The 23286-nt window shown below is 40.5% G+C and carries 17 protein-coding genes and 1 pseudogene; 5 read left to right on the forward strand and 13 right to left on the reverse strand.

From position 1 onward, the window contains the following. Nucleotides 1–69 precede the first annotated feature (69 nt). The 5 genes from J7E52_RS20270 to J7E52_RS20290 form a co-directional block, all read right to left on the reverse strand. Nucleotides 70–762 (reverse strand): ComFC family protein, encoded by a 693-nt coding sequence (locus J7E52_RS20270; RefSeq protein WP_214750248.1) that lies wholly within the window; start codon nt 760–762, stop codon nt 70–72. Further along, the gene (locus tag J7E52_RS20275) at nt 755–2146 is read right to left on the reverse strand and encodes an ATP-dependent helicase ComFA (RefSeq protein ID WP_286197954.1); all 1392 of its coding nucleotides are present in this window, start codon (nt 2144–2146) and stop codon (nt 755–757) included. Before J7E52_RS20275 ends, J7E52_RS20270 begins: the two co-directional genes overlap by 8 nt. A gap of 122 nt (nt 2147–2268) precedes the next feature. Then, on the reverse strand, nt 2269–3111 hold the full coding sequence (locus J7E52_RS20280) for a DegV family protein (protein WP_214750249.1): 843 nt from the start codon (nt 3109–3111) through the stop codon (nt 2269–2271). A 189-nt stretch (nt 3112–3300) separates the two neighbouring features. Beyond that, nucleotides 3301–3984, reverse strand: a complete 684-nt coding sequence (locus J7E52_RS20285; RefSeq protein ID WP_101223770.1) for a response regulator — start codon at nt 3982–3984, stop codon at nt 3301–3303. 47 nt (nt 3985–4031) lie between these two features. Continuing rightward, nucleotides 4032–5174 carry a sensor histidine kinase gene (locus tag J7E52_RS20290; protein WP_214750250.1) on the reverse strand — a complete coding sequence of 381 codons (1143 nt, stop codon included), beginning with the start codon at nt 5172–5174 and terminating at the stop codon, nt 4032–4034. 615 nt (nt 5175–5789) lie between these two features. Between J7E52_RS20290 and J7E52_RS20295 the strand changes: the two genes are divergently transcribed. Both J7E52_RS20295 and J7E52_RS20300 read left to right on the forward strand, forming a co-directional pair. Further along, complete coding sequence (locus J7E52_RS20295) at nt 5790–6425, forward strand: YigZ family protein (RefSeq protein ID WP_214750251.1); 636 nt, start codon at nt 5790–5792, stop codon at nt 6423–6425. Nucleotides 6426–6603: 178 nt separating this feature from the next. Continuing rightward, nucleotides 6604–7626, forward strand: a complete 1023-nt coding sequence (locus J7E52_RS20300; RefSeq protein ID WP_214750252.1) for an LCP family protein — start codon at nt 6604–6606, stop codon at nt 7624–7626. Between the two features lie 199 nt (nt 7627–7825). Here the strand turns inward: J7E52_RS20300 and J7E52_RS20305 are convergent, their stop codons facing one another. From J7E52_RS20305 to J7E52_RS20315, 3 genes are all read right to left on the reverse strand, one after another. Beyond that, complete coding sequence (locus J7E52_RS20305) at nt 7826–8884, reverse strand: glycosyltransferase family 4 protein (RefSeq protein WP_214750253.1); 1059 nt, start codon at nt 8882–8884, stop codon at nt 7826–7828. A gap of 76 nt (nt 8885–8960) precedes the next feature. Continuing rightward, a complete protein-coding gene (locus J7E52_RS20310) occupies nt 8961–10064 on the reverse strand; it encodes a glycosyltransferase family 4 protein (RefSeq protein ID WP_214750254.1) in 1104 nt (367 codons plus the stop codon). Nucleotides 10065–10082: 18 nt separating this feature from the next. After that, nucleotides 10083–10826 (reverse strand): WecB/TagA/CpsF family glycosyltransferase, encoded by a 744-nt coding sequence (locus tag J7E52_RS20315; RefSeq protein ID WP_214750255.1) that lies wholly within the window; start codon nt 10824–10826, stop codon nt 10083–10085. 111 nt (nt 10827–10937) lie between these two features. On the opposite strand from J7E52_RS20315, the gene J7E52_RS20320 reads away from it, so the two are divergent. The 3 genes from J7E52_RS20320 to J7E52_RS20330 are packed head-to-tail and all read left to right on the forward strand — an operon-like array spanning nt 10938 to nt 15090. After that, nucleotides 10938–12368 carry an O-antigen ligase family protein gene (locus J7E52_RS20320; protein ID WP_214750256.1) on the forward strand — a complete coding sequence of 477 codons (1431 nt, stop codon included), beginning with the start codon at nt 10938–10940 and terminating at the stop codon, nt 12366–12368. 4 nt (nt 12369–12372) lie between these two features. After that, complete coding sequence (gene murJ, locus J7E52_RS20325) at nt 12373–13899, forward strand: murein biosynthesis integral membrane protein MurJ (protein WP_214750257.1); 1527 nt, start codon at nt 12373–12375, stop codon at nt 13897–13899. A 24-nt stretch (nt 13900–13923) separates the two neighbouring features. Beyond that, complete coding sequence (locus J7E52_RS20330; RefSeq protein WP_214750258.1) at nt 13924–15090, forward strand: glycosyltransferase family 4 protein; 1167 nt, start codon at nt 13924–13926, stop codon at nt 15088–15090. Nucleotides 15091–15127: 37 nt separating this feature from the next. On the opposite strand, the gene tagH is transcribed toward J7E52_RS20330, so the two are convergent. The 5 genes and pseudogenes from tagH to J7E52_RS20355 form a co-directional block, all read right to left on the reverse strand. Then, nucleotides 15128–15925 (reverse strand): teichoic acids export ABC transporter ATP-binding subunit TagH, encoded by a 798-nt coding sequence (tagH, locus tag J7E52_RS20335; protein ID WP_214750259.1) that lies wholly within the window; start codon nt 15923–15925, stop codon nt 15128–15130. Between the two features lie 17 nt (nt 15926–15942). Next, nucleotides 15943–16740 (reverse strand): ABC transporter permease, encoded by a 798-nt coding sequence (locus tag J7E52_RS20340; protein WP_214750260.1) that lies wholly within the window; start codon nt 16738–16740, stop codon nt 15943–15945. Nucleotides 16741–16743: 3 nt separating this feature from the next. After that, a pseudogene (locus J7E52_RS20345) lies at nt 16744–17949 on the reverse strand (CDP-glycerol glycerophosphotransferase family protein); the annotation flags it as partial. A 133-nt stretch (nt 17950–18082) separates the two neighbouring features. Next, the gene (locus J7E52_RS20350) at nt 18083–19621 is read right to left on the reverse strand and encodes a glycosyltransferase family 2 protein (RefSeq protein ID WP_214750262.1); all 1539 of its coding nucleotides are present in this window, start codon (nt 19619–19621) and stop codon (nt 18083–18085) included. A gap of 99 nt (nt 19622–19720) precedes the next feature. Further along, on the reverse strand, nt 19721–23050 hold the full coding sequence (locus J7E52_RS20355) for a CDP-glycerol glycerophosphotransferase family protein (RefSeq protein WP_214750263.1): 3330 nt from the start codon (nt 23048–23050) through the stop codon (nt 19721–19723). Between the last annotated feature and the right edge of the window lie 236 nt (nt 23051–23286).

Raw genomic sequence — 23286 nt, forward strand, 5'->3', positions numbered from 1 at the left:
TATTCTTCAGTACTGTATATATCGAATAATCCCGGCGATACTTTAGGATGTTTAATAAAATAAGCTGTTTCACCTAGCCAAGGTGATGGATGATACTTCTTTGGCCCCAGCCGTTACCAAGGCTTTGGCTGCATGCCTGAGAGTTGTGCCTGTCGTGTAAATGTCATCGAGAATCAAAATAGATTTATGCTCCAGCAAAGCTGATTGCATGACCTGGAAAACCTGCGGTAGAGACATCCTCTCATGACGTGATTTTTTTGATTGTTTTTCCGTATGGATTCTTGTCAAGATCTCCACCGTGTGAAGTCCAAGAGAATCTGCCAAAGCCTGTCCCTGGTTGAATCCCCGCTCCTTAAGCCGTTCATGACTAAGCGGGATGGCCGTTACCAGGTCAAACTCCATGTCTTTTAACCTTTCTTTCAAGAAAGGGACGAAAACCTCAGCTAATGCATAATCCCCACGGTACTTATATTTAGCAATAATATCTTTTAAGTAATCATTATAATGAAATAGCGATATGTTCTTCGACAAATAGCCATGCCACTCCCTATTCCTTTCCCATCTTGAACAATCTAGACAGAGGTCACCGGTAATATGCCCCCCGCCAAGCTCCCTTGAACACATTGTACATGTTTCTCCGGTAATCCTATCAAGTTTCCCCTCACACCCTGCGCAGATCGCCCTGTACTCGGCCTGCTTAAGCAAGCTCCTCCATGTCAATGCCTGCTTCATTCCTTCATCACAAACAAGACATCTATTCATCAAGCAGCCCCCTTTTCATGGCATCTTTATTCATCATTTGTATATGTTGAACCGCCTCGACCATCGCTTTACTTTTACCGTAATGAAAAAAGGTGATCGTTCCGGCAGGGTTAGCAAAACTTCTCCCTACCCTCCCGGCAATCTGAACGAGGGCACTATCAGAAAACACTTCATGTTCAGCACCGATCACGGCTACCTCCAACCGCTCAATAGTCACGCCGCGTTCCAGGATGGTCGTGGTCAGTAATCCTGGAACCAATCCATTTCTTAGTGCCATTACCTTTTCCTTTCGATCGGGGTGCCGGGAGTGGACAATCGATAATTTTGGGGACAGCTTTTGAAACAGCGGAATGACCTGCTCCATCACTCTAATGCTTGGAAAGAACAAGAGGAAGGGGATATTCTGCTTAAGGCGTTCACTTACCCATCCGTTGATTGCGGGGGGAATCTTTTTTTGAAGAAATAATTTTTGCCAATTGCCGCTCCACTTCATTTCAGGAACAGGGATTGGCTGACGATGATAACGGGCCGGGATTATGACGGCTTTCAATTTGCCGCTTCGGTATAGGCGCTGCATCCGTTTCGAAGGTGTGGCGGTCAAGTAGATGGTTGCCGCAGAAACCTTTTTCGATTTATTAACCGCATAATGCAGCGAATCATCAATTGAGTAGGGAAACGCATCGACTTCATCAACGATGATGACATCGAAAGCTTCAATAAAACGGAAAAGCTGATGTGTCGTGGAAACGGTTAGTGGCGAAAAAACATGTCGATCGGCACTGCCGGCATAGAGGGTCGTGACTTCAATGGCAGGAAAGGCTTTTTTTAACCTTGGGGAGAGTTCGAGAACGACATCGGTCCGCGGAGTTGCCAAACAAATCCGTTTCCCGGCATGCAAGGCTGCCTCAATTGCCGGGAATAGGAGCTCCGTCTTTCCTGCCCCGCATACAGCCCATACGAGGAGTTCATCTTTTCCGTTTACGGCTTCAACGACACAGTCAGAGGCAGTTTGTTGACCTGCCGATAAAGTGCCTGCCCACCTCATCACATTGTCAGGAATCTTAAACTGAATGCCGGGTCCGGTCCACCTATATAACTTTGCACATTCACTGACCCGTCCCATCATGATGCATGAACGGCAGTAAGTGCAATCTTGATCGCAAATCTTGCAAGGGAATGTATAAAACAAAGTTTGATTTTTGTTACCGCAGCGTACACAGCGATAACTGCCGTTCCCGGATTGCACGCCGCAAGTTTCCGAGACATACCCATTCTTGAGGTGCTCTGCGAGGAGTTCTTGAGAGAAGGGGATTTCGAATGCCAAAAGATGTTTTCCGGTGAGATGGTTCTGAAGTTCCGGGGAATAAAGGGGGGAAATGCTCATTTTTTCCAAACTGCAACCTCCATTTCTTGATAAATTACGCTCTCCCTTATCATTCGCTTTTTACTTCCGGATTCCTTTTTGTTCGATAAAAAACGCCTTCCACTTTCGAAAGGCGTTATAGCTTAAATTTTATACCAGCCCATCCCCATCGAGCCTTCGCCGAGATGCGTCCCGATTACTGGACCGAAGTAGCTGATGTCGAACTCGACATTTGGGAACCGACCTTCAAGTTCCGCTTTCCAGTCTTTAGCTTCACTTTCCCGTTTTGCATGAATGATGACGGCTTTATATTTCTCGCCGCTCGCCGCGTCTTCTCCAAGCAAATCGGCAATCCGTTTCATCGCTTTTTTTCTTGTACGGATTTTTTCGAATGGGACGATGACCTTATCAACAAAATGGAGAACCGGCTTCACTTGAAGCAGACTGCCAATCAATGCTTGGGCACTGTTTAAGCGGCCGCCGCGCTGCAGATGGGATAGGTCATCTGCCATGAAGTATGCCCTGACCGATGGCTTCATTTCTTCGAGCCTGGCCATGATTTCTTCTGCCCCTTTTCCATCAAGTGCCATCTTTGCCGCCTCGATCACATAAAACCCCTGTACCATGCAGCTGATTTCCGAATCAAAGGCATGAACCTTAATTCCCTCGACCATTTCACCCGCCGATACCGCTCCTTGAAACGTTCCGCTGATGCCGCTTGATAAATGAATTGAAATAACATCATCATATTCTTTTTGCAGCTCCTCGAAATTCTCGACAAACTTCCCGATCGGGGGCTGTGAAGTGGTCGGCAATTTCTCCTGCCTCTTTACTTCCTCATAAAACTCATCCGCAGTAATATCAACTTCCTCCCGATATGCTTCATTGGAAAAAATGACATTAAGCGGCATCATATGTATATGTAAACGATCACGTATTTCCTCAGGTATATATGCAGTGCTATCTGTTACGACTGCGGTTTTCATAATAGTACCATCCTTATAAAAATTTACTTCGTATCATATTCACCATTCTATCTGAAAATGCCTTTATTTGCATTAAATTACTTTCTTCATTACCAAAAATATGAAATCACCTAATCATCCTTCCAACAAAAAATCCAGCCCTTCAGCACGCATTGCGGAATCTGAAGGGCCGGACTTATCGATAGCTTATTACTTCACTTCTACCCAGCCGTTTTTAATAGCTAGGACAACCGCTTGTGTACGGTCATTCACATTCATCTTCTGAAGAATGTTACTTACATGGTTCTTGACTGTCTTTTCACTGATATATAGAGTTTCGCCGATGGCACGGTTGCTTTTCCCATCCGCTAAAAGTTGGAGCACTTCACATTCGCGTCGAGTCAATAGGTGAAGCGGCCTCCTGATTTCTATTGTATGTACGGAATCACGATCAGCACCCTCTTCAGCTGCCAAGCGGCGATATTCTTTAACTAAGTTATGGGTCACCTTCGGATGTAGGTATGAGCCGCCTTCAGCGACTACACGTACAGCATCAATCAACGCATCTGCGTCCATTTCTTTCAACAGGTAACCTTGTGCTCCTGTTTTCAAGGCGTGCTGTACGTAGTTTTCATCATCATGAATGGAAAGGATGATGACTTTTGTTTCAGGATAACGGTTCACGAGCATTTTTGTCGCTTCGACCCCATTCATGTTCGGCATGTTGATATCCATGATAACAACATCAGGTTTATGTGTTTCAACGAGATCCATAGCTTCGCTTCCGTCATCACCCTCGGCAACAACATCAAAGGATGATTCAAAATCTAATATGCGCTTTACGCCTTCACGGAAAAGCTGATGGTCATCGATAATGATGATACTAGTCTTCAACGGCTTCTTCCTCCTAGTTTCTATTTAAAATGTCTATTTTCTATAGTTTATATATGGTAGGGAATTTGTATAAATACTAAAGTGCCTGCACCTGGTTGTGAATCTATCGTCATTTCACCTTCCAGCAGCTCGACTCTTTCTCTCATTCCTACCAAGCCAAATGAACCTTCTTTTTGAATCGAAGAGTCAAACCCCTTTCCATCATCTTTGACGACGACGGTCACCATCTCCTTGGAAATGGACAGTTTAACTTGAATCTGTTTTGGGTCCGCATGCTTCAATGAATTTTGTACAGCCTCTTGAACCAGCCTGAATAAAGCGACCTCCATATCGGAAGGAAGCCTTTTGACCTGTCCAAGGTTGACGAAATTCAGATTCACGCCATTATTATAGTCTTCGGTCGTTTGCAGGTACTTTCTGAGGGTAGGTACAAGGCCTAAATCATCAAGCGCCATAGGGCGAAGGTCATAGATGATTCTGCGCACCTCATATAAAGCACTCCTGACCATGACCTTTAAACTGCGGATTTCCACTAACGCTTCATCAGGTCCTCTCTCCCGCTGCACCCGTTCTATCAGATCTGAGCGCATCATGACGTTTGCCAGCATTTGCGCCGGACCATCATGAATTTCACGTGAGAGCTTTTTACGTTCCTGCTCCTGGGCTTCGATTATTTTCAGGCCGAAGTCCTGTTTGCGTTTCGCTTCTTGAAGGGCTTCCCCCACAAATTTAAGATCCTGTGTCAAATAATTCTGTACTACCGATATTTGCGAGACGAGATGCACCGCTTTATCGATCGTCTGCTGTAAACCCCTTAACCTTAACTCAAGCTCATCCCGGCGATTACGGAGCTCTTTCTCCAATTGCCGGTTAATTTGTAAATCGACTTGCAGCTTATGTGCCCTTTCATAAGCATCGCGCACCTGTTCTTCAGAAAAATGGTTGAAGTGCATACTGACTTCTGAAAGCCTTTTTCGAGCAAACCTGGCTTTCGAATCCAGTGCATCGCTATCGGTTATCACAATGGCAACCCTGATTTTCACATCATCAAGCTCTTTTGATAATGACTCGAAATCCTTTCGGCATTGTTCGCCGATATCAAAGACTTCATCCTTACTTTCACTGACAGTGCTCACCATTGTTTCCAAGATCTTGTCCAATGCTTTAGCATCAACCTTTTTTATGGACATTAAGATCCCTCCACTTAAATCAAAAGACTTAAACAATTTATTGTCTTAAAGACTATGTATATGGAAAAAAGTTCTTTCCTTTTTCATGAATGGTTAAATTTCAGGAAACTTTTGTATGAAGTAACCTTCATGAACATATTGTACCAAAAAAAGATTAAAAATACGTTAATTTCCTTTTACGATTTCCATAAAATGTACATATTTACTATACATCTCATATTCCGGCCATTAAGTCTGCCTATTAAAGGCAGAAAGCCATTTCTATTATCCTAATACAAATTATCCTTTTCAATCAAATGGGATATTCCGCTTCATTGATTATCATATGAAACAGATGCATTTATTAAATGGCAAAATCCTTGAAATGAGAGGACACGTTAAGGTAAAGCCAGTATAATGGCACAGAACTCATGTTTTTCCTACAATGTTATTCTTTTAAGCATATATGACCAGCTAATAACAATAACAGGCAATGAAATTAATTATAACACGTACATCTTTATCTTATATTAAAGTTTCTTTACACATGCGTTATGTAAATGAATCGACATTGCCACTTTTTCCGCAAAGCCTTATAATAAATCAACTAATAGGAAGTACGAAGGTGGAATAGCAATGCTCACTAAATATTTAACGGTGACAGGTCGCGGCGAACACGAAATCGTCATTGAAAAATCCCGTTTTATTTCCCACATCGCCCGGGTCGAAACCGAAGATGCCGCACAGGCCTTTATCCAGGAAATCAAGAAAAAGCACAAAGATGCCACACATAATTGTTCAGCCTATATGATCGGGGAACAAAATCAAATCCAAAAAGCCCTCGACGATGGGGAACCTAGCGGAACGGCAGGCGTCCCTATCCTAGAAGTGCTTAAGAAAAAGGAACTGAAAGACACCGCTGTTGTGGTAACACGGTATTTTGGCGGCATCAAACTTGGTGCTGGCGGTCTCATTCGCGCCTACAGCAAGGCGACTTCAGAAGGAATAAATACCACTGGTGTGGTCATTAGAAAACTAATGCGGGTGATTTCGACAACCGTCGACTATACTTGGCTTGGAAAATTGGAAAACGAATTGCGATCTTCCATTTATCAAATAAAGGAAATTCAGTACCTTGATCAGGTCAATATCCTTGTATATGTTGAGGAAACACAAAAAGAGACATATACCGCTTGGATGACAGAGCTGACAAATGGTCAAGGCCACATCACTGAGGAAGAGATGCTTTATTTGGAAGAGGAATTCGCCTGATATACTCCTGCATATTTTTCCTTTTTTATGCTGTAATATAATTGAAAAGAAATATTTATTTTACGAAATTATTAAATCATTGTAAAATTAGGTGTAATATATGACGAAATATAAACTGCAGGATTCGAAAAATAGCGATATATGTCTGATGTTCGTTATTTAAAAGGAGAAGAAAAAGATGTCTACTACTAGGCGTGTTTATAAAATTAAAAAAACAAAGAAAAAAAGGCGAAAGAGGCTTTGGTTATTGCTTGTTCCCCTGCTGGTACTCGGTCTGGGTGCTTCTACGTATGCTGCAACCCTGTATATGAAAGCCCAGAATGTTTTCAATGATTCATATGACCCCGTGGAAGCATCAGCAAAGCGAAGTGAAGCGATCGACCCGCTCGAGGATAATTTCTCGATCCTTTTCATAGGAATCGATGATAGTAAGGACCGTGACCTAAAAGGAAATTCCCGCTCGGATGCTTTAATTCTGGCCACATTCAATAAAGATCAAAAATCTATAAAACTATTAAGCATTCCACGTGATTCATATGTGTACGTGCCAGCCAAAGGCGTAACCACGAAAATCAACGCGGCCCATGCAGCCGGCGGACCAAAAGCGACGATGGACACCGTAGAGGAGTTACTAGATATCCCTGTCGATTATTATGTTCGCATGAACTTTAATGCTTTCATCGATGTCGTTGATTCATTGGATGGTATCGAAGTCGACGTCCCTTATGAAATAAATGAAATCGATTCACATGACAAAAAGAATGCCATCCATCTCGAAGAAGGATTACAGACCGTTGATGGTGAAGAAGCATTAGCCTTTGCACGGACACGTAAAAAGGACAGTGATATCCAACGCGGCGAGCGTCAGCAGGAAGTCCTAAAAGCCATCATCGCCAAAGCAACCACTGCTGGATCACTAACGAAATATACAGACGTAATGGAAGCTGTCGGTGACAATATGACAACGAACCTTCAATTCTCACAAATGAGAGGTTTCATAAAATATGTAACTACCGATAAAGGCCTCAATCTTGAAACTATCAAACTTGAAGGTCAGGATTCCACCATTAGCGGAACCTATTATTATCAGCTGAACGAAACATCATTAGCTAACACTAGGCTCTTGCTTCAATCCCACTTGAACCTGGGACCGAATGAAGGCAATCAAACTGAAGCAGTTCAATCACAAATACAAGAATAAAGTGAAACCCCCACTCGTCATGAAGTGGGGGTTTTCTTTTTTAAGGCTATCTGCGTTATCTTTGCGCAGATAGCCTTAATACGATCAAGCCCCTCCAGTTAGTAGCAAAAAAGCCACCAACCGTTACATTAAACGATTGGTGGCTTTTCATATATCCACTAGCAAAATTAGCTAATCTAGCAATCTATTTCCAAAACGATCATGGCTTGTTTTTAAAGTTGAGCATCTTGAGCAACGGCTGATAGTTTGAATTGACCAAACCAATTTTCTCCACGAAAATTTCTATAATCAGCAGAAGTCCCGTTACTAGGATCAATGCTCCCCACATCGTTGCAAATGAAAAGATTATGGCCGCTAAACCAAAGCAAGCAGCTAAAGCGTAAATGAGCAAGACAGTCTGCTTATGAGTGAATCCCAAATTTATCAAACAGTGATGTAAATGGGATTTATCAGCAGCCGAGATCGGCTGTTTATTGACGACCCTGCGGATGATCGCGAAAAATGTATCCGAAATGGGAACACCCAAAATGATAATCGGTACGATCAATGAAATCATCGTAACGTTTTTAAACCCTAGCAGGGACAGAACGGCAATGATGTAACCTAAGAATAATGCGCCTGTATCTCCCATGAAAATCTTTGCCGGATGAAAGTTATACTTCAAAAAGCCAAGAGTGCTTCCAATCACGATCAATGCGACCATGGCAACAAATAGGTCCCCTTTAATAAGGGCCATTGTTGCAATTGTCACTAATGCGATTGTCGAGACACCGCCTGCAAGACCATCCAATCCATCTATTAGGTTGATTGCATTAATGATGCTGACAATCCACAAAATGGTGATCGGTATACTTAAAACACCAAATTCAAGTGTATCGGTAAAGAACGGCAAATTGATGAATTCCACTTCAAGACCGCCCCATAATACGATGATGAGGGCAGCCAAAACCTGGCCCAGGAATTTGGGTGCAGCTCTTAATTCAAAAATATCATCAGCCATCCCGATCAATATGATGACAAGGGCTCCCACAAGAAGGGGCAGCTGCTCCCCAAAATCATCCATGAAAAGCAAGAAGGGCAAGAAGGTAATGAAAAAACTCAAAAATATAGCTAAACCGCCCATGCGCGGCATAATTTTACTATGCACTTTTCGCTCATTCGGTTTATCGGTAGCTCCTAATTTAAAGGCCAGCTTTCCGACAAAAGGAGTCAAAAAAATGGATAATAAAAAGGCTACCAACAAGGCCCCTATTAACATCAAGAACCACCTCAATTCAACTAAAAATCTAATACCCGTTACGATCTATAAGAAAACCTATATATAAATGCTTATTTTAATTTTTCATCCTCAAATAAACATTATATACGTTATTGGCTAAAATCTCTATAGAAAAGTTGTTTTTTGCAAATTTTTGTAAATCCAGCCCTATCTTTGTCAAGTCCCCGGATTTTTTTAATTCCAAAGCATTGCAGATGGCCAGTTTCAGCTGTTCGACATTGCCGATATCCGTTATCCAGCCCTTGCCCCGATCGGGAATCAATTCCTGTACACCGCCGACATCACTAGTGATTGCCGGAAGACCCGATCTTGCTCCTTCAAGTAAAACGAGTGGAAAACTTTCGCTTAAGGAAGTCAATAATGTGATGTCCCCCAACGGGTAGATTCGATCTAAATCTTCACGATACCCTAAAAAGTACACATGATCGGATAATCCCTTTTCCGAGACCATCTCTTCCAGAGCGGATCTCCTGCTCCCGTCCCCTGCAAGGATCAGCTTCACATGGGGGAATTCCGATACCACTTCACTTAATGCCGCTAAAGCAATTTCATGACCTTTCACACGTTCAAGCCTTGCAGGCATGATGATGATGAAATCATCTTTCCCAAAACCGAAGTCTTCTCTTTGAAACGGGAAAGGCAATTCCTTTTCAAAGTCAATTCCGTTTAGGATCTTTGTTATTTTGGACGAATGGATTCCTTGGTCAATCAAGTCCTGCTTAAAGCGGTCGGAAACTGCAAGTATATGATCGGCATATTGAAATGACCTTACATGAAGGCGCGTAAACAATTTCCCTTTTACACCCTGCCCCAAAAAATCATGATGAGGTGAACTGTGAACAGTAAGAAGCCAAGGGCATTTAAAGAGGCGCTTTATAAAGGCACCATATATATTCGCCCGCGGACCATGTGTATGGATGATGTCTATATTATTTAGACGGATAAAGTCCCGTAAAGGTTTCAAAATTGAAAGGTCAAATTTGGAATGTTGTTTGAAAAGTTCGGTTTGTATCCCGGAGGACATGGCCCGCCGGTAAAGTTCACCATCTTCAAATAAACCAAGCAAACACTCCTCTTTATTCAATTGGTTCAGTAAGGACATAATATGAAACATACCGCCGCCAGTTTCATTACCAGCGTTTAAATGCAAGATCCTCATCCAGTCCACTCCTTATGTTCAGGAACGCTGCACCGATTTCCTTAGCCGCCTAACCTTTAATACGAACCTTGGCAGCGCAAGCATCCGTTTCCACCGTGAAGGTTGCTGGATAAGTCGGTACAACCATTCAAGACGCATCTTTTGCCAGAAAACCGGGGCGCGGTTCACCTTTCCCGCGAGGACATCAAAGCTTCCCCCAACTCCCATGAATAACCCCTTATTGAATAACGCATAGTGCCTGGAAACCCATTTTTCCTGCCTGGGGAACCCCAATGCAGTCAATATGATGTCAGGTTCAAGTTCCGCTATCGACTTAGGCAGGATATCATCCTTGATATCAATGTAACCATGGTTGTATCCCACCAACTCGAGACCCGGGTATAGTTCTTTTACTTTCAGGGCCGCTGCTTCAATCACGTTTTCCTCCGCTCCAAGCAGGTATACCTTCAGCGCTTTTTCTTCAGCGACCCGAAATAATTCATTCATCAAGTCGAATCCTGTAATCCGCTCTTGTAAAGGTTGATTTAGCCATTTAGAGGCCATAATAATACCAACGCCATCCGGAGTGATGTAATCAGCAGATAAAATGATGTCTTTATAATCCTGATGTTCATTTGCATACTCAACTATTTCCGGATTTGCCGTAACGACAAACGTTTTTTCCTGATTCATCAATCTGGGATATATCATTCCATTCATGAATTCATCCATATTGCTATCAATGAATGGAATGGATAGTATCTCAACAAACTTTTCTGTCATTTCACTTCAGCCTTTCATATGTACTATACATCTAAAGGGTGGGGTATTATTCAAGAAATTTTTTCATACACATCATAGAACGTGATTTTTGATTCAAAGGTGGTTAATCAATTGAAGTTTATAGAAAAACAATCGTTACCCATTCTATTGCTGTGCCTGCTCGTCCCATCGGCAGTGCCTCACCCTATCGCCGGTTACATGGCAACGGCGTTGATGCTCGTTTTTATCGGTATAAATAAAAAAAACCTGTTATTAATTCTATTCATTTATTTCCCTGCCCGTCCCTTATTGATGGAACTGAATAGCGGCTTAACCTATACAGGTGACCTGATCATCCTCACCTTATTCATTTCTTTGCTTATTGAAAGATTCAAAAAGAACGAATGGCAATTTTCGAAATATCATTTTACTGCGCCATTTTGGTTGTTTTGTTTAATTGGTGCCGCAGCTGCACTCATAAACGGAGTGGGAATTCTCCCCATCCTATTTGAACTTCGTGCATTGCTTATTACATTCTTGCTTCTTTACATTATCGGTGAATTAAATCTAGAAAGAAAGGATATCTTTCTCTTTTTGAAGGTTATCCTAATATTTACAATCTTACTTTGCCTGCATGGCATAGTGGAGAAAATCTTTTTACGTACGATCCTGCTTCCACACTCATGGGAAATGTGGAATCTTTCTCCAACAAACCGGATGAGGATTTATGGAGCACCTGCCAATCCCAATGTATTTGCCTTATTCTTAAGCATCCAGTTATTCCTTAGTTTCTTTCTATTTCAGTCGCTGAAAAAATATAAATGGATTGTCTTTCTGGCTGCCATCCTGCTTTCCGGAACGTTACTGCTTACCTATTCACGGGGCACGATGATTGCATTCGGGTTCGCGGCGCTTATCTTTATAATATGGACCAAAAATAAACCATTTCTCAAATATGCTGTAGGAGCATTTTGTCTCGGCCTGCTTCTTATTTATTACCCAGTTTTATTTGCATCAAGTAAAGTGGAGGTATCCGCATCGATTCCCATGGAAAATGTGGTAATCGGCAGCACCCCCTCTTCCGAGCACGAACATGCCCTCTCCAGTCGTTTTTCAGAAATGTTCTCTGATAAGACTCTGCACCAAAGTACAGAATGGGGTCGGTTATATGTCCTGATCAAGGGAATTGAAATTTTCAAAGATCACCCGATAATCGGCACCGGGTTAGCAACCTTCGGAGACTCTGCTACACTTTCCTATTCCTCACCAATCTATCAGGAATACCAAATTGGTGAAAGAATGTATACCGATAATCAATATATCCAGATTCTGGTCCAAACTGGTGTGCTGGGCTTTCTTGCGGTTCTTGCATTCATCTTTTTCACCTGCCGTAAAATCCTAAAATCGGGAAATGGCACTTTAGCCGCGTTCACCATCTGCCTGATGTTGGCCGCATTATTAGCAGGACTTTTCTACAATATTCTCGAAGATAAAACGTTTACGCTGATATTTTATAGTTGTTTGGGATTCTGTTTACAGAAGGAAATCATTTTAAAGGATTGAAAATATGCCTACTCTTTCACATGTCATTAAATCGGTCGGGCTCGTCACTATTATTGCAGCCATTGGAAAAGTCCTCGGATTCGGGCGGGAGTCGATCATAGCCGCCTATTTCGGGGCATCATCAATGGCAGATGTTTTTTTCGTGGCAAGCCTCATACCAACCATTCTTTTTACGGCTCTCGGCAGCGGTCTTCAGGCCGGCGTCATTCCCATTTACTTGGAAAAGAAGGCGGATAACCCGTTGAAAGCTGATGAATTCATCAGTGTTTTAGGTTCCTTCTTTATGCTGGTAGCCGGAGTCCTGACCATTGCCTGCATGATTTTCATAAAGCCGCTTGTCATGTTGACTGCCCCGGGTTTCTCTGATTCAGAGCTTGCCCTTACGGAATCACTGACCCGGATCATGCTGCCAAGTTTACTATTTTTCACGCTGTCATACATGGCGACGGGGGTCCTGAATGCGAATAAGCGTTTTATTCTGCCGGCACTCACTTCAACTGCACAGAACACGGTCATTATCGCAGCCACTGTATTGTTCGCTGCTCCCTTTGGGATTGAAGGATTGGCTTGGGGATTTGTGTTCGGTGCAGCAAGCCAGTTCCTTATTCAATACCCATCATTGAAGAAATACGGAATCCGGCCCATCGTCTCTTTCCTGCCTCATAAAAGGCAGATCGTACAAACACTGTTCACCTTTTATCCAATCATCATCGCCGCTTTGGCAATCCAGTTGAATAGTGTCGTCGATCGGATTATTGCGACCTCGCTCGAAACCGGAAGCGTATCGGCCCTGAACTATGCGAATCGCCTGCTGTGGCTGCCATTAAGCATTGTCCTCACGCCGCTGATTACCGTATTGTATCCTTCAATCGTCGAGCGCGCGCTTATAGGCTATCAATCTTTCCTTAATTTGACCTTAAAGGGATTGAAATCACTATTATTTTTAGCGATTCCGTTGATGGTCGTCATGTTAATCAGCGGAAACAGCTTAATCACTCTGGCTTTCCAACGCGGCGCTTTCGATGCTTCAGCTACCGAAATGACTTATAGGGCATTCATCTTTTATTCAGCTTGCCTCCCGTTCTTTGCACTGAGGGATTATTTGATGAACGCCTACTACGCCTTGAAGAAAACGAAAGTGGCGATGTATTCCTGCCTGATTGCCGTATTACTTAACGTCCTGATCAGCTGGGTCCTATCACGTTATCTCGGCGTCGGTGGAATCGCATTAGCATCGGGCATTTCCATGCTCCTGCAATCTCTCTACCTTTTCAGCTACCTATGGTTAAAGACAGAAAGAGCGGACAAGGCCGCTTTCAGGGGTGTTTTTCAGGAAAGCAGCAAGCTTACCATCATCGGAACCATCATTTACGGAATCGCTCTCTGGATCCATCCGCTTACACTAACGTTGCCCATCATCATGGAATTAGTGATCATCTCGCTGCTGGTATTCGGATTATATCTCGCATTATCCATTCTTTTTAAAGTAAGCAGTCTGCAAGCGCTGAAAAGAATCAGATCATCAAAGTAATACATTAGAAAAAGGAGTGCCATTATGAACATTTTAATCACAACGATTTTCAACTACCCTCATGAAGGAGGGCTATCGAGTCATATCACTACGTTAAAGAAGGGTTTAATGTCGCGGGGCCATAATGTGGACATATTATCTTTCTCTCAATTACCACCATTCAAGAGGAAGATGCTTGCCCAGGCTCCAGGATTTTTATTAAATAAAGTTAAACAGGGGAGCGGCCAGCTTTTCAATGACCGGCAACGCCAAAAATTATTGGCTTCATCTATTAAAGCCTTGAAAAAGAACTATGATGTCATTAATGCACAAGACATTTTCGCAACGCTCGCCTCCATCGAATCCGGGATACCGACAGTGCAAACCGTCCATGGTTATTATTCATTCGAGGCAGTCAGCAGGGGCGCCCTTCTTCCGGATAGTGAAGAAGATTTGATCATTAGGGAGCTAGAAAGAAAAGCATATCAGTCTGCTGCAAAAGTCGTGACGGTCGATCAAAGGATCAAAGACTATATAAATCATTTGGCACATATAGAGGCGGATACGATCAAGAACTTCATTGACGTGACTGCTTTCAAACCGGAAATGGCAAAGCGGGAGCAAACCCGCCGGGACTTTCAAATACCCCTGCATAAAAAGATGCTTTTCGTTCCGAGAAGAATGACGGAAAAGAACGGTGTCATCTACCCGCTCCTTGCTCTCCCTGAGGTGCTGGAAAACCATCCTGAAACAGTATTGGTCTATGCAGGTACGGGTGAACAGCGAAGCCGGCTTGAGGAAACCGCCACAAGGCTCAAAATATCCGCTTCCGTACTTTTCCTCGGTTCAGTGCCGTTCGAGAAAATGCATAACCTCTATGAAGCATCGGACATCGTACTCATCCCAAGCGTTCATTCCCACGGGGTGGAAGAAGCGACTTCCATTTCTGCTTTAGAAGCGATGAGTTGCCGCTCACCCGTCATCGCAAGTGCAATCGGAGGTTTAAAGGAGATTCTCATTGATGGTGAAGATGGTCTGTTAGTAGCGGAAAAAAATGAAGAAGCTCTTGCCCAAGCCATCTCCATCCTGCTTAATGATCCTGAATATGCAACAAAGTTAGCTGCGAAAGCAAGATATAAAATGGAAAGCGAATACTCCCATCTTTCAGCTGCCGAGCGGTTTGAGAAAGCTTATGATGAAGTGCTTCACTAAAAAAAGCAGACCCGAAGCCCGGGTCTGCTTTTCACCTTCATACCAGTGCGGAACTGCGCCTTTTCATTTGTTCTTCACGGTATTTTTTCTGTTCTTGTTTAGACATGGCGTTATATTCTTTTAAGAATGCTTCATATTGCGGCATTACTTCGTTCATGGCACCGTATGCCTTTAACTCTCCATATTCAAGCCATAAAGCCTTTTGGCAAAATTTCTTCATCTGACCGATTGAATGGCTGACAAAGAACATCGTTTTGCCCTTTGCCTTAAATTCGTTCATTTTCTCCAAACATTTTTCAGCAAAGTTTTTATCCCCGACTGATAAGGCTTCATCAATAATCAGGATATCTGGATCGATATGCACGGAAATGGAAAAACCAAGCCTGGACTTCATGCCGCTTGAGTAGGATTTCACCGGTTGGTCAATGAATTTACCCAGTTCTGAAAACTCGATGATTTCAGGCTCAAGTTCTTTGATTTTATTTTTATCGAATCCAAGCATCAGCATTTTCAGCTCGATGTTTTCTCTTCCCGTCAACTGATTATTCAGGCCTGAGGCAACGGCAATCAAGGCCGTTTTCCCGTTAGTTTGGACATTTCCGTCCGTAGGCGGGATAATGCCTGCAATAATATTGGACAATGTGGATTTCCCTGATCCGTTGACCCCGACAAATCCTATTACATCGCCCTTTTCTGCTTCAAAGCTTACATTCCTCAGAGCAAAATACTCTTCCCCATAGCTTTTGGGCAAAAGCAGATCCAATAATTTTTCCGAGTTTTTATTATATAATTTATATTTTTTCGTTATATCTTTGACTATTACCGATTTTTCCAACTTTTCTCACTTCCAGTTTACTTAAAGTCAACAAAGCGATCTCTAAACCTGACATGCAGCGAGGAACCTATCAAAAACAAGATGATAACGACTGCCCAGAAATAAAGCGTATATTCCCAATGGGCTATCAGGTACCATGATTCCCCCAACAATGAAGCTCGATACCCTTCCACAATATAATATAGAGGGTTCAGCTTCATGATGCTGACTATTACAGGGTGGTCCTTTGCATCCAATACCCAAAGGATTGGTGTTAAATAAAACATAATTTTCATTACGGAAATGATTAAATTATGAACGTCTCGAATAATGGTTGATATTGTTGAAGTAATTAATCCAAATGAAAATAACAGCAAGACCGTCGCGACAACATAATACGGCAGTTGCAAGATGTAAAGCGTAGGGAGGTATCCAGTAAAACCCAATAGGATGATGATGACTCCCAGCAGCATGAAATGCTGATACAACTTGGCAAAAATGACATACGATGGAATGACACTCATCGGAAAGCTCATCTTGGATACCATATTCAGTCGGGAATAGACGGATTTGGACGTTTGGGTTATGGCCGGATTCACAAAGAACCAGACAACGATCCCTGCCATCAGCCATGGAAGGAACTCTTCCCCGCGATTTAAGATACCAAAGCCGAATACAAACCAATAAATCGCAATCTGTATCATCGGATTGATGATTTCCCATAGGATTCCCAAGTAGTTATTGCTGTTGGCACTTTTCATCTCATAAACAGATAAACGCCTTACCAAATAAAAATTATTGAACTGTTCTTTTAAAACGGTCAAAGCTGAACTCATAAATTACACAGACCTTCCTAAAAACACTTTTTCTACGACACGGCGTGAAGCCTGGCCATCCTCGAGTGCACAAAACCGCTCGTGAAAATGATTGATATCATAGGTATTTTCATATTTCATCGTCTTGATACTATCAATGACCGCATCAGATGTTTTTACTAACAAACCAGGTGCATTCTTTTCAAAATCAAAGTAAAACCCGCGAAGCTTGTCCCTGTAATTATCAATATCATATACATAGAAAAGCATCGGACGCTGTAAATTTGCGTAATCAAAGAATACGGATGAATAATCGGTTATTAATAAATCCGAAATAAGATACAAATGGCTAATATCTTCGTAACTGGATAAATCATAGGCGAATCCTTGATACGCCGATAAATCCAAGTTCTCGGAAACCAAGTAATGAAGACGGAGCAAAATGACATACTCCTCCCCCAATTCCTGTTTCATTCGATCCAGATCGAGTTTTATTTCAAACTTATATTTTCCCTTGCTATAAAACTCATCGTCCCTCCAAGTTGGGGCATATAAAACGATCCTTTTCTCTATTGGTATACCCAACTTCTGTTTCAATGAGTCGATTGTATCACGATTATTCCCATTGTAAAGTATATCATTGCGAGGATAACCGGTTTCCAGAATTTTAGCAGTATCGACATTGAAGGCACGGGCAAAAATTTCACTTGAATAAGCGTTCGGTGAAATTAAATAATCCCATTTACTTGATTCGGCATGGAAATTTTCTTTATATTTATCCGTCGTTGTTCCAGGCATATGAACTTCATTCATATCTGCCGCAAGTTTCTTTAATGGAGTCCCATGCCACGTTTGCAAATAGATCGTGTGCTTCGGCTTCGGAATCCAAAGCGGGAGCCTGCTGTTCGTTACCCAATAATGGGCTCTTGTCATTTTGAGCAGCCAACTAAATGAAAAACGATGGAGATATGGGATGCCTGCCTCTTCGAAATGAGCCGTATATCTTTTATCTACGCTCCAATACATTTTATATTCAGGATGGTTACTCTGCAAGTATTCATAAATCGCCCGGGGATTGCAGCTATACTGCTTGCCCAAAAAGCTCTCAAAAATAACAAGCTTCCGGTCCACTGGCAATACTGTGCCCGCCAATGAAAAAGCCATTTTATATCCTCTTAAAATAATTGCTTTAGCCTTATTTTTAACTAGCGATAGAAAGGAAGGTCTCTTTGAGGTTTGTATTTTTTCATTTGACATATCCGATCTCCCTTTTTATTGATTAATGATAATGGAACCTGCTAATAAAATTAAAAATAAGCTCGCCCAATAGAAGGGAGAGCTTATTTTGGTGTACTTCTAACAGCTACTCCAAAGACTTGATTGCCAGTCCCAAATTATTTGCCACTGTTGTATAAAACTCGACATTTCTCTTATTATACGTCATCTTATTTTTCAGGATCCTTTTAATATTCACCAATTGATAATCATTGTAGCGAATGAACAACGTAAATAAGGAATTTTCCATTTTATCAATTTCCTCTAATGAAACAGTGAAATGGCCTCTATTACCTTCTATTTGGACTCCGCAATTGATTTCATTGTCGATTCTTGTTCTATCTCGTATCAATACAGAATCTATATTGTTTATATCATCACCATAAATCTCAAAACTTTGGTGGTAGACATTATCCATAATATAAGAATCCAGTGCACGGGCAAGCATCGGTATCCTGACAAAGCGATATTCACTTTCCAGAAAAGGAAGTTCATAATAAGGTAAACCATCTTTTATATAATATTTTTTATTGGAATCTCGCTTTAACCATTCAAACAACTTTACGAAGTCATCAATGCGATCCTCCATGAATAATTCAAGTGCTAATTTATAAATAGGTACTTTAAATTCATTCTTGAAGTCATATGACAAGTTTTTCGCAGTTTCGACGGCTTCCCTTAATATTTCTATAAAATCTTCTTTATTCTTGGAATTCACAAAGGTTTGACTGTCGAATGTTTTTACAACATCGTACTCATAAATCCGATTTAGAGCCACCCTTTTCAAATCAATGGCAACATCCTTGGATTGAATATACTTTATTATTTCAATATCCGCTTTTCTTTTGTCTAACACATTGGTAACACGTGTTAAAGAAGAGAGGTTTTCCGAAGTTCTATTGACATAATAAATAGGTTTTTTAGTAGTTGATACAGCTTTAACTTTAAAGAAAACATCAGTGAAAAACCATTTATCTTCACCGAATTTCATATTCGGAAAACCAATTTCATTTTCTTTAACCATAGGCAGATTCAACATCCTGGCCGTTGGACCCATATGATAAAAAAAGTGCGGAACATCCATTGGGGTTATGCTTCTTCTTTCTTTAATGGAAGCAAACTCACCGATAACACTCTCTGACCCTGATTCGACTTTTACCGTTTTGCCCACTACATAATCATCACCGGTTTCCTCCAGGATGTTATAGAGGCTTTCCAGTCCATCATGTGCAAGCCAGTCATCCGCGTCTAAAAATGTTATATATTTGGATGTTCCCAATTCTATTCCAATGTTTCTCGGGGTCCCGGGTGACCCATTATTTTCTTGAAGGGTGACCGAACAGATATTTTTATATTTAGCTGTATACTCTTGAATGATTTTATTTGTGCCATCAGTCGAACAATCATCAATGATGATATATTCAATCTGATCTATACCCATGGATTGATTGATTACGGATTCGATCGTTTTTCTGATGAATTTTTCAGAATTATATGCAGCAGTGACTACCGTGACTTTTTTTCCTTTTCCTAAAAATTTATTTCTTAAGCTTACAGGATTATTTTTTATAAGGATATTACTGCTCTTTAAAAGTTCCCTCGCTTTTTGACGCACCAAGAAATTCATACGATTCCTCTCCTTTTATGTCTAGAGGTAACATAGATGTTTCGACTCTGGCAGCCAATTTACCAGTTACTTAAGCAACAATACCCTTTATTTTAGGAATCAATCATTAAAAAATTTATCCACAATCCTCTGCGTAGCTTTACCGTCTTCTATTCCACAATACTTCTCTCTAAATAAACCATATCTCTCTTTATATTGCATGTTTATGTCATCAATATTGGTAATGGTTTCGATGATCTCCTCAGTTGTTTTTAAAAATGGACCTGGTGCTTCCTTTTCAAAATCCATATAGAATCCACGGATGTTATCCCGGTAATCTTCCAAATCATAAGTGTAGTACAAAATCGGCCGAGCAGTATTAGCAAAATCGAACATTACTGAAGAATAATCCGTAATCAATATATCGGAAATCAGGTAAAGTTCCTGAATATCTGAATAATTGGATACATTTATCACGAAATCCTCAAATTCGCTCGGGATGCTGAGATTATTGCTTATAACAACATGCATCCTTAACAACAGGATATATTCATCCCCTAGTTCTTCCTTCATTCTTTCCAAATCAAATTTCAGCTCGAAAATAAATTTATTGTTTTTCGAAGTTTGATTATCCCGGAATGTAGGAGCATATAAGATGACTTTTTTTCCTTTTGGTATCTTCAGTTTTTCCATCACTGACTTGGCGATTATCGAAGAATCTTCCCTGTAAAACAAATCATTTCTTGGATATCCCGTTTCTAATATTTCGCCTTCATATTTGAAGGCACTTCTGAAGGCCGTGGATGCGTATGGACTTGGTGATATTAAATAATCCCAAGTTCTCGTTGCACCATGCACTCGATTTAAGTACCCTTCGTCTCTTCCTTGAATGTTGTCTATATCAAATAGCATTTTTTTCAAAGGGGTACCATGCCAAGTCTGGATATATGTCGTTTCCTTCCTTTTGCTTAAATAGGTAGGGAAGTTTTGATTATTTATCCAATAACCTGCTTTGGCTAAATAATAATAGTATTCCGGACTTAAGCGTTTAATCAGCTTCGTATTCTTTCCTTTTATCGGTAAATTCCCATTATACACCCAAACTTTTTTATATTTATTATCCCTTTTGATGAGTTCTTCATAAATATATTTGGGGCTATCGGCAAATTGCTTCCCTATCCCACTTTCAAAAAGAATAAGGTTCCGGTCAACCGGGATAAGCATGGACATGATTTTATAAACTTTTTTCATGACAGGGAAATACTTATCACTTTTCCTGAACCGATTCATAATGAGTTTCGATATCGGATGGTTATATAGTTTAATTAGTGAATTTTGATCTTTTTCTGCATTTTGAATCACTTCGAATATCCTTGAATTAGAATGGACATCGCGATATTTAATAAAACGATTTGCTTTATCCATATACTTGTTCTTCATGACAAAGTCAGTGTTGGCATATTCGGCTAATACACCTAACAATTCATCCAATTCATCAACGATTTCACCCGGAAGATCGTTATCCAAATCCAAATGTGACGGTCTTTTCCCTATGAAACGATCTCTATCAAATTGATAGTAAATAACCGGTTTATGCAGGAAACTAAAATCAAAAGCTACACTTGAATAGTCTGTGATCATAATCGCGCTTTCCTTAATTAATCTTTGGACATCCACTTCGCCCTGACTGATCACCCTAACTGGGGCATCCTTAAAATAAGACGTAAATTTCTGCATATTAGGGTGAAGGCAAAATATGATTTCAAACCCATTGTTTTTAGATAACTCATGTAAAACCGGATGATTCACTAATTTCTGATACCTTTCAAAATACTCGCTTTCCAAAAATATTTCATCGGATGTAATCCAATCTCTCCATGTTGGAATGATCAATAATTGCCGCTTTGTTAAAACATCATCCTTGAACAGCGAGTCGAACCTCGAAAGTCCCGTCGTGAATACTTCTTTTTCGTTGTACCCAAAATCGGTTACGATCATATCCTTTTCGAAGTCTGAACTTACTAGAAAAACATCCGTACTAAAGCCGGAGACTGCATTTTTCCCGTAGTTTGCCACCATATTCTTGGTGCCCATAACACCATGCTGAAGAAATACCTTAACTCCCTTAACACGATTTTTAAATTCAGATGTTCTTAAAGGATATAAATAATCCGGATGATGTGATGAAATGATACGGGTCGATTCCATAGTCTTTTTAATATGATCCTTTGACTTGAAATAAAGTATATTTCCAAAGGGCTCGACGTTCTTGGCTTCCACGGAATTTTCTTCTATAACATAATACACTTCTTTTTCCGGGTGGTTTTCCCTCATATATTTAAAAAAGTGATAACCGGTATCCTGGGCTTTATACGTTCTTTCTCCAATTAGCCAGACATCCTTTTTCTTTTTAAATAAAGCCAAAAATCGCCTCCACCCCATCATCCTTTTTAAATATTGATAACTTTCCGTAGAGAAGTTAAACACTTCCAAAGATAAATTGGATGCTTTAAAGGTATAGTATGGATTGACGATAGCAACTCCATTATTCGAGCTGACATCGGTCTTTTTAGTGAATAATTTAGTTCTGGTGGTTGGTCTTCCGACGCGTACCATTTTCGGCTCTTCCTGATCATGTAAATGTAATTTCATATAAATGTCATATACATCATCTTCCAAATCCGCACTGACCAATTGTTCTAAATCCAATTTTAAATCATATATATAACGATTCAGTCCATATTTCTTAATATTCATTTCCTTATTATGAATAAAAGAGATATTTGCCTGATATTCTTTGTCACTTTGTCTTCCTTTTACTAGGCCCTCACCTTTTATGATCCTTGAATGCTTGGTGAAAATTTGACCATTAATTTGCATGGTTTTCGATTTGTTTTTGATTTTTTCAATTTGAGACTTAATCGAAATTTTAGGGGTTTTATTGAAGTACAAAGATAAATTCCCTTTATTCGTTATAGAGAATATACTTTGTTTATCTTCATGGTTATAAATACTCAAATTGTTCATGTGCGTTTCCTGAAAACGCCCTAGACGAATTGGATATTCGATATTAACCTGTTCGTTCTCTTCTACATATTCAGCTTTATGTTCGATATTAAGTATCGTTTTTTTGCTCAGCTTTTCAACTGGAACGGAAACCTTTATATAACAGTCATAAACAGTCGGTTCATCACCTTCTAATTTCCGCATTAAATCTTTCAAATCTACTTTAAACTCAAATTTAGATGAACTCACCGATTCAGCTATTTTTATTTTTTGATCTTCGTACTCCCTAGAATATAGCCATAGTTCTTTAGCGCAATAATGTTCTATTGAAAATTCCCCTTTTATCAACAGCTTATCTTTCTCTTGCGCAATGGTCAGAACTTGTTTCAGCTTAATTTTAGGAGTTTTTTTTGCTTTCCCTTTTCCAAGAAGCTTTTTAATCATTTTAGACCACCTATTACAAATTATTTAAATAAAAACGAATCATTCAATGTACTTTAAAATCATAAACTTTTTTGGGTTTTTCCTCAATATCCTTAAACAGCCAGGTAAAACATCCATATATATCCTACCATTCCTCTAATGAACAGAAAGAGATAATATTGGTTAGTCCGTTGTCGAAAACGAACATACTAAAGCTTAAAAACATTCCGTAAGCATAAGACTTCCAAGGAAGTACT

The organism is Bacillus sp. ISL-34 (genome assembly GCF_018613325.1).
Lineage (GTDB): Bacteria > Bacillota > Bacilli > Bacillales > DSM-1321 > Peribacillus.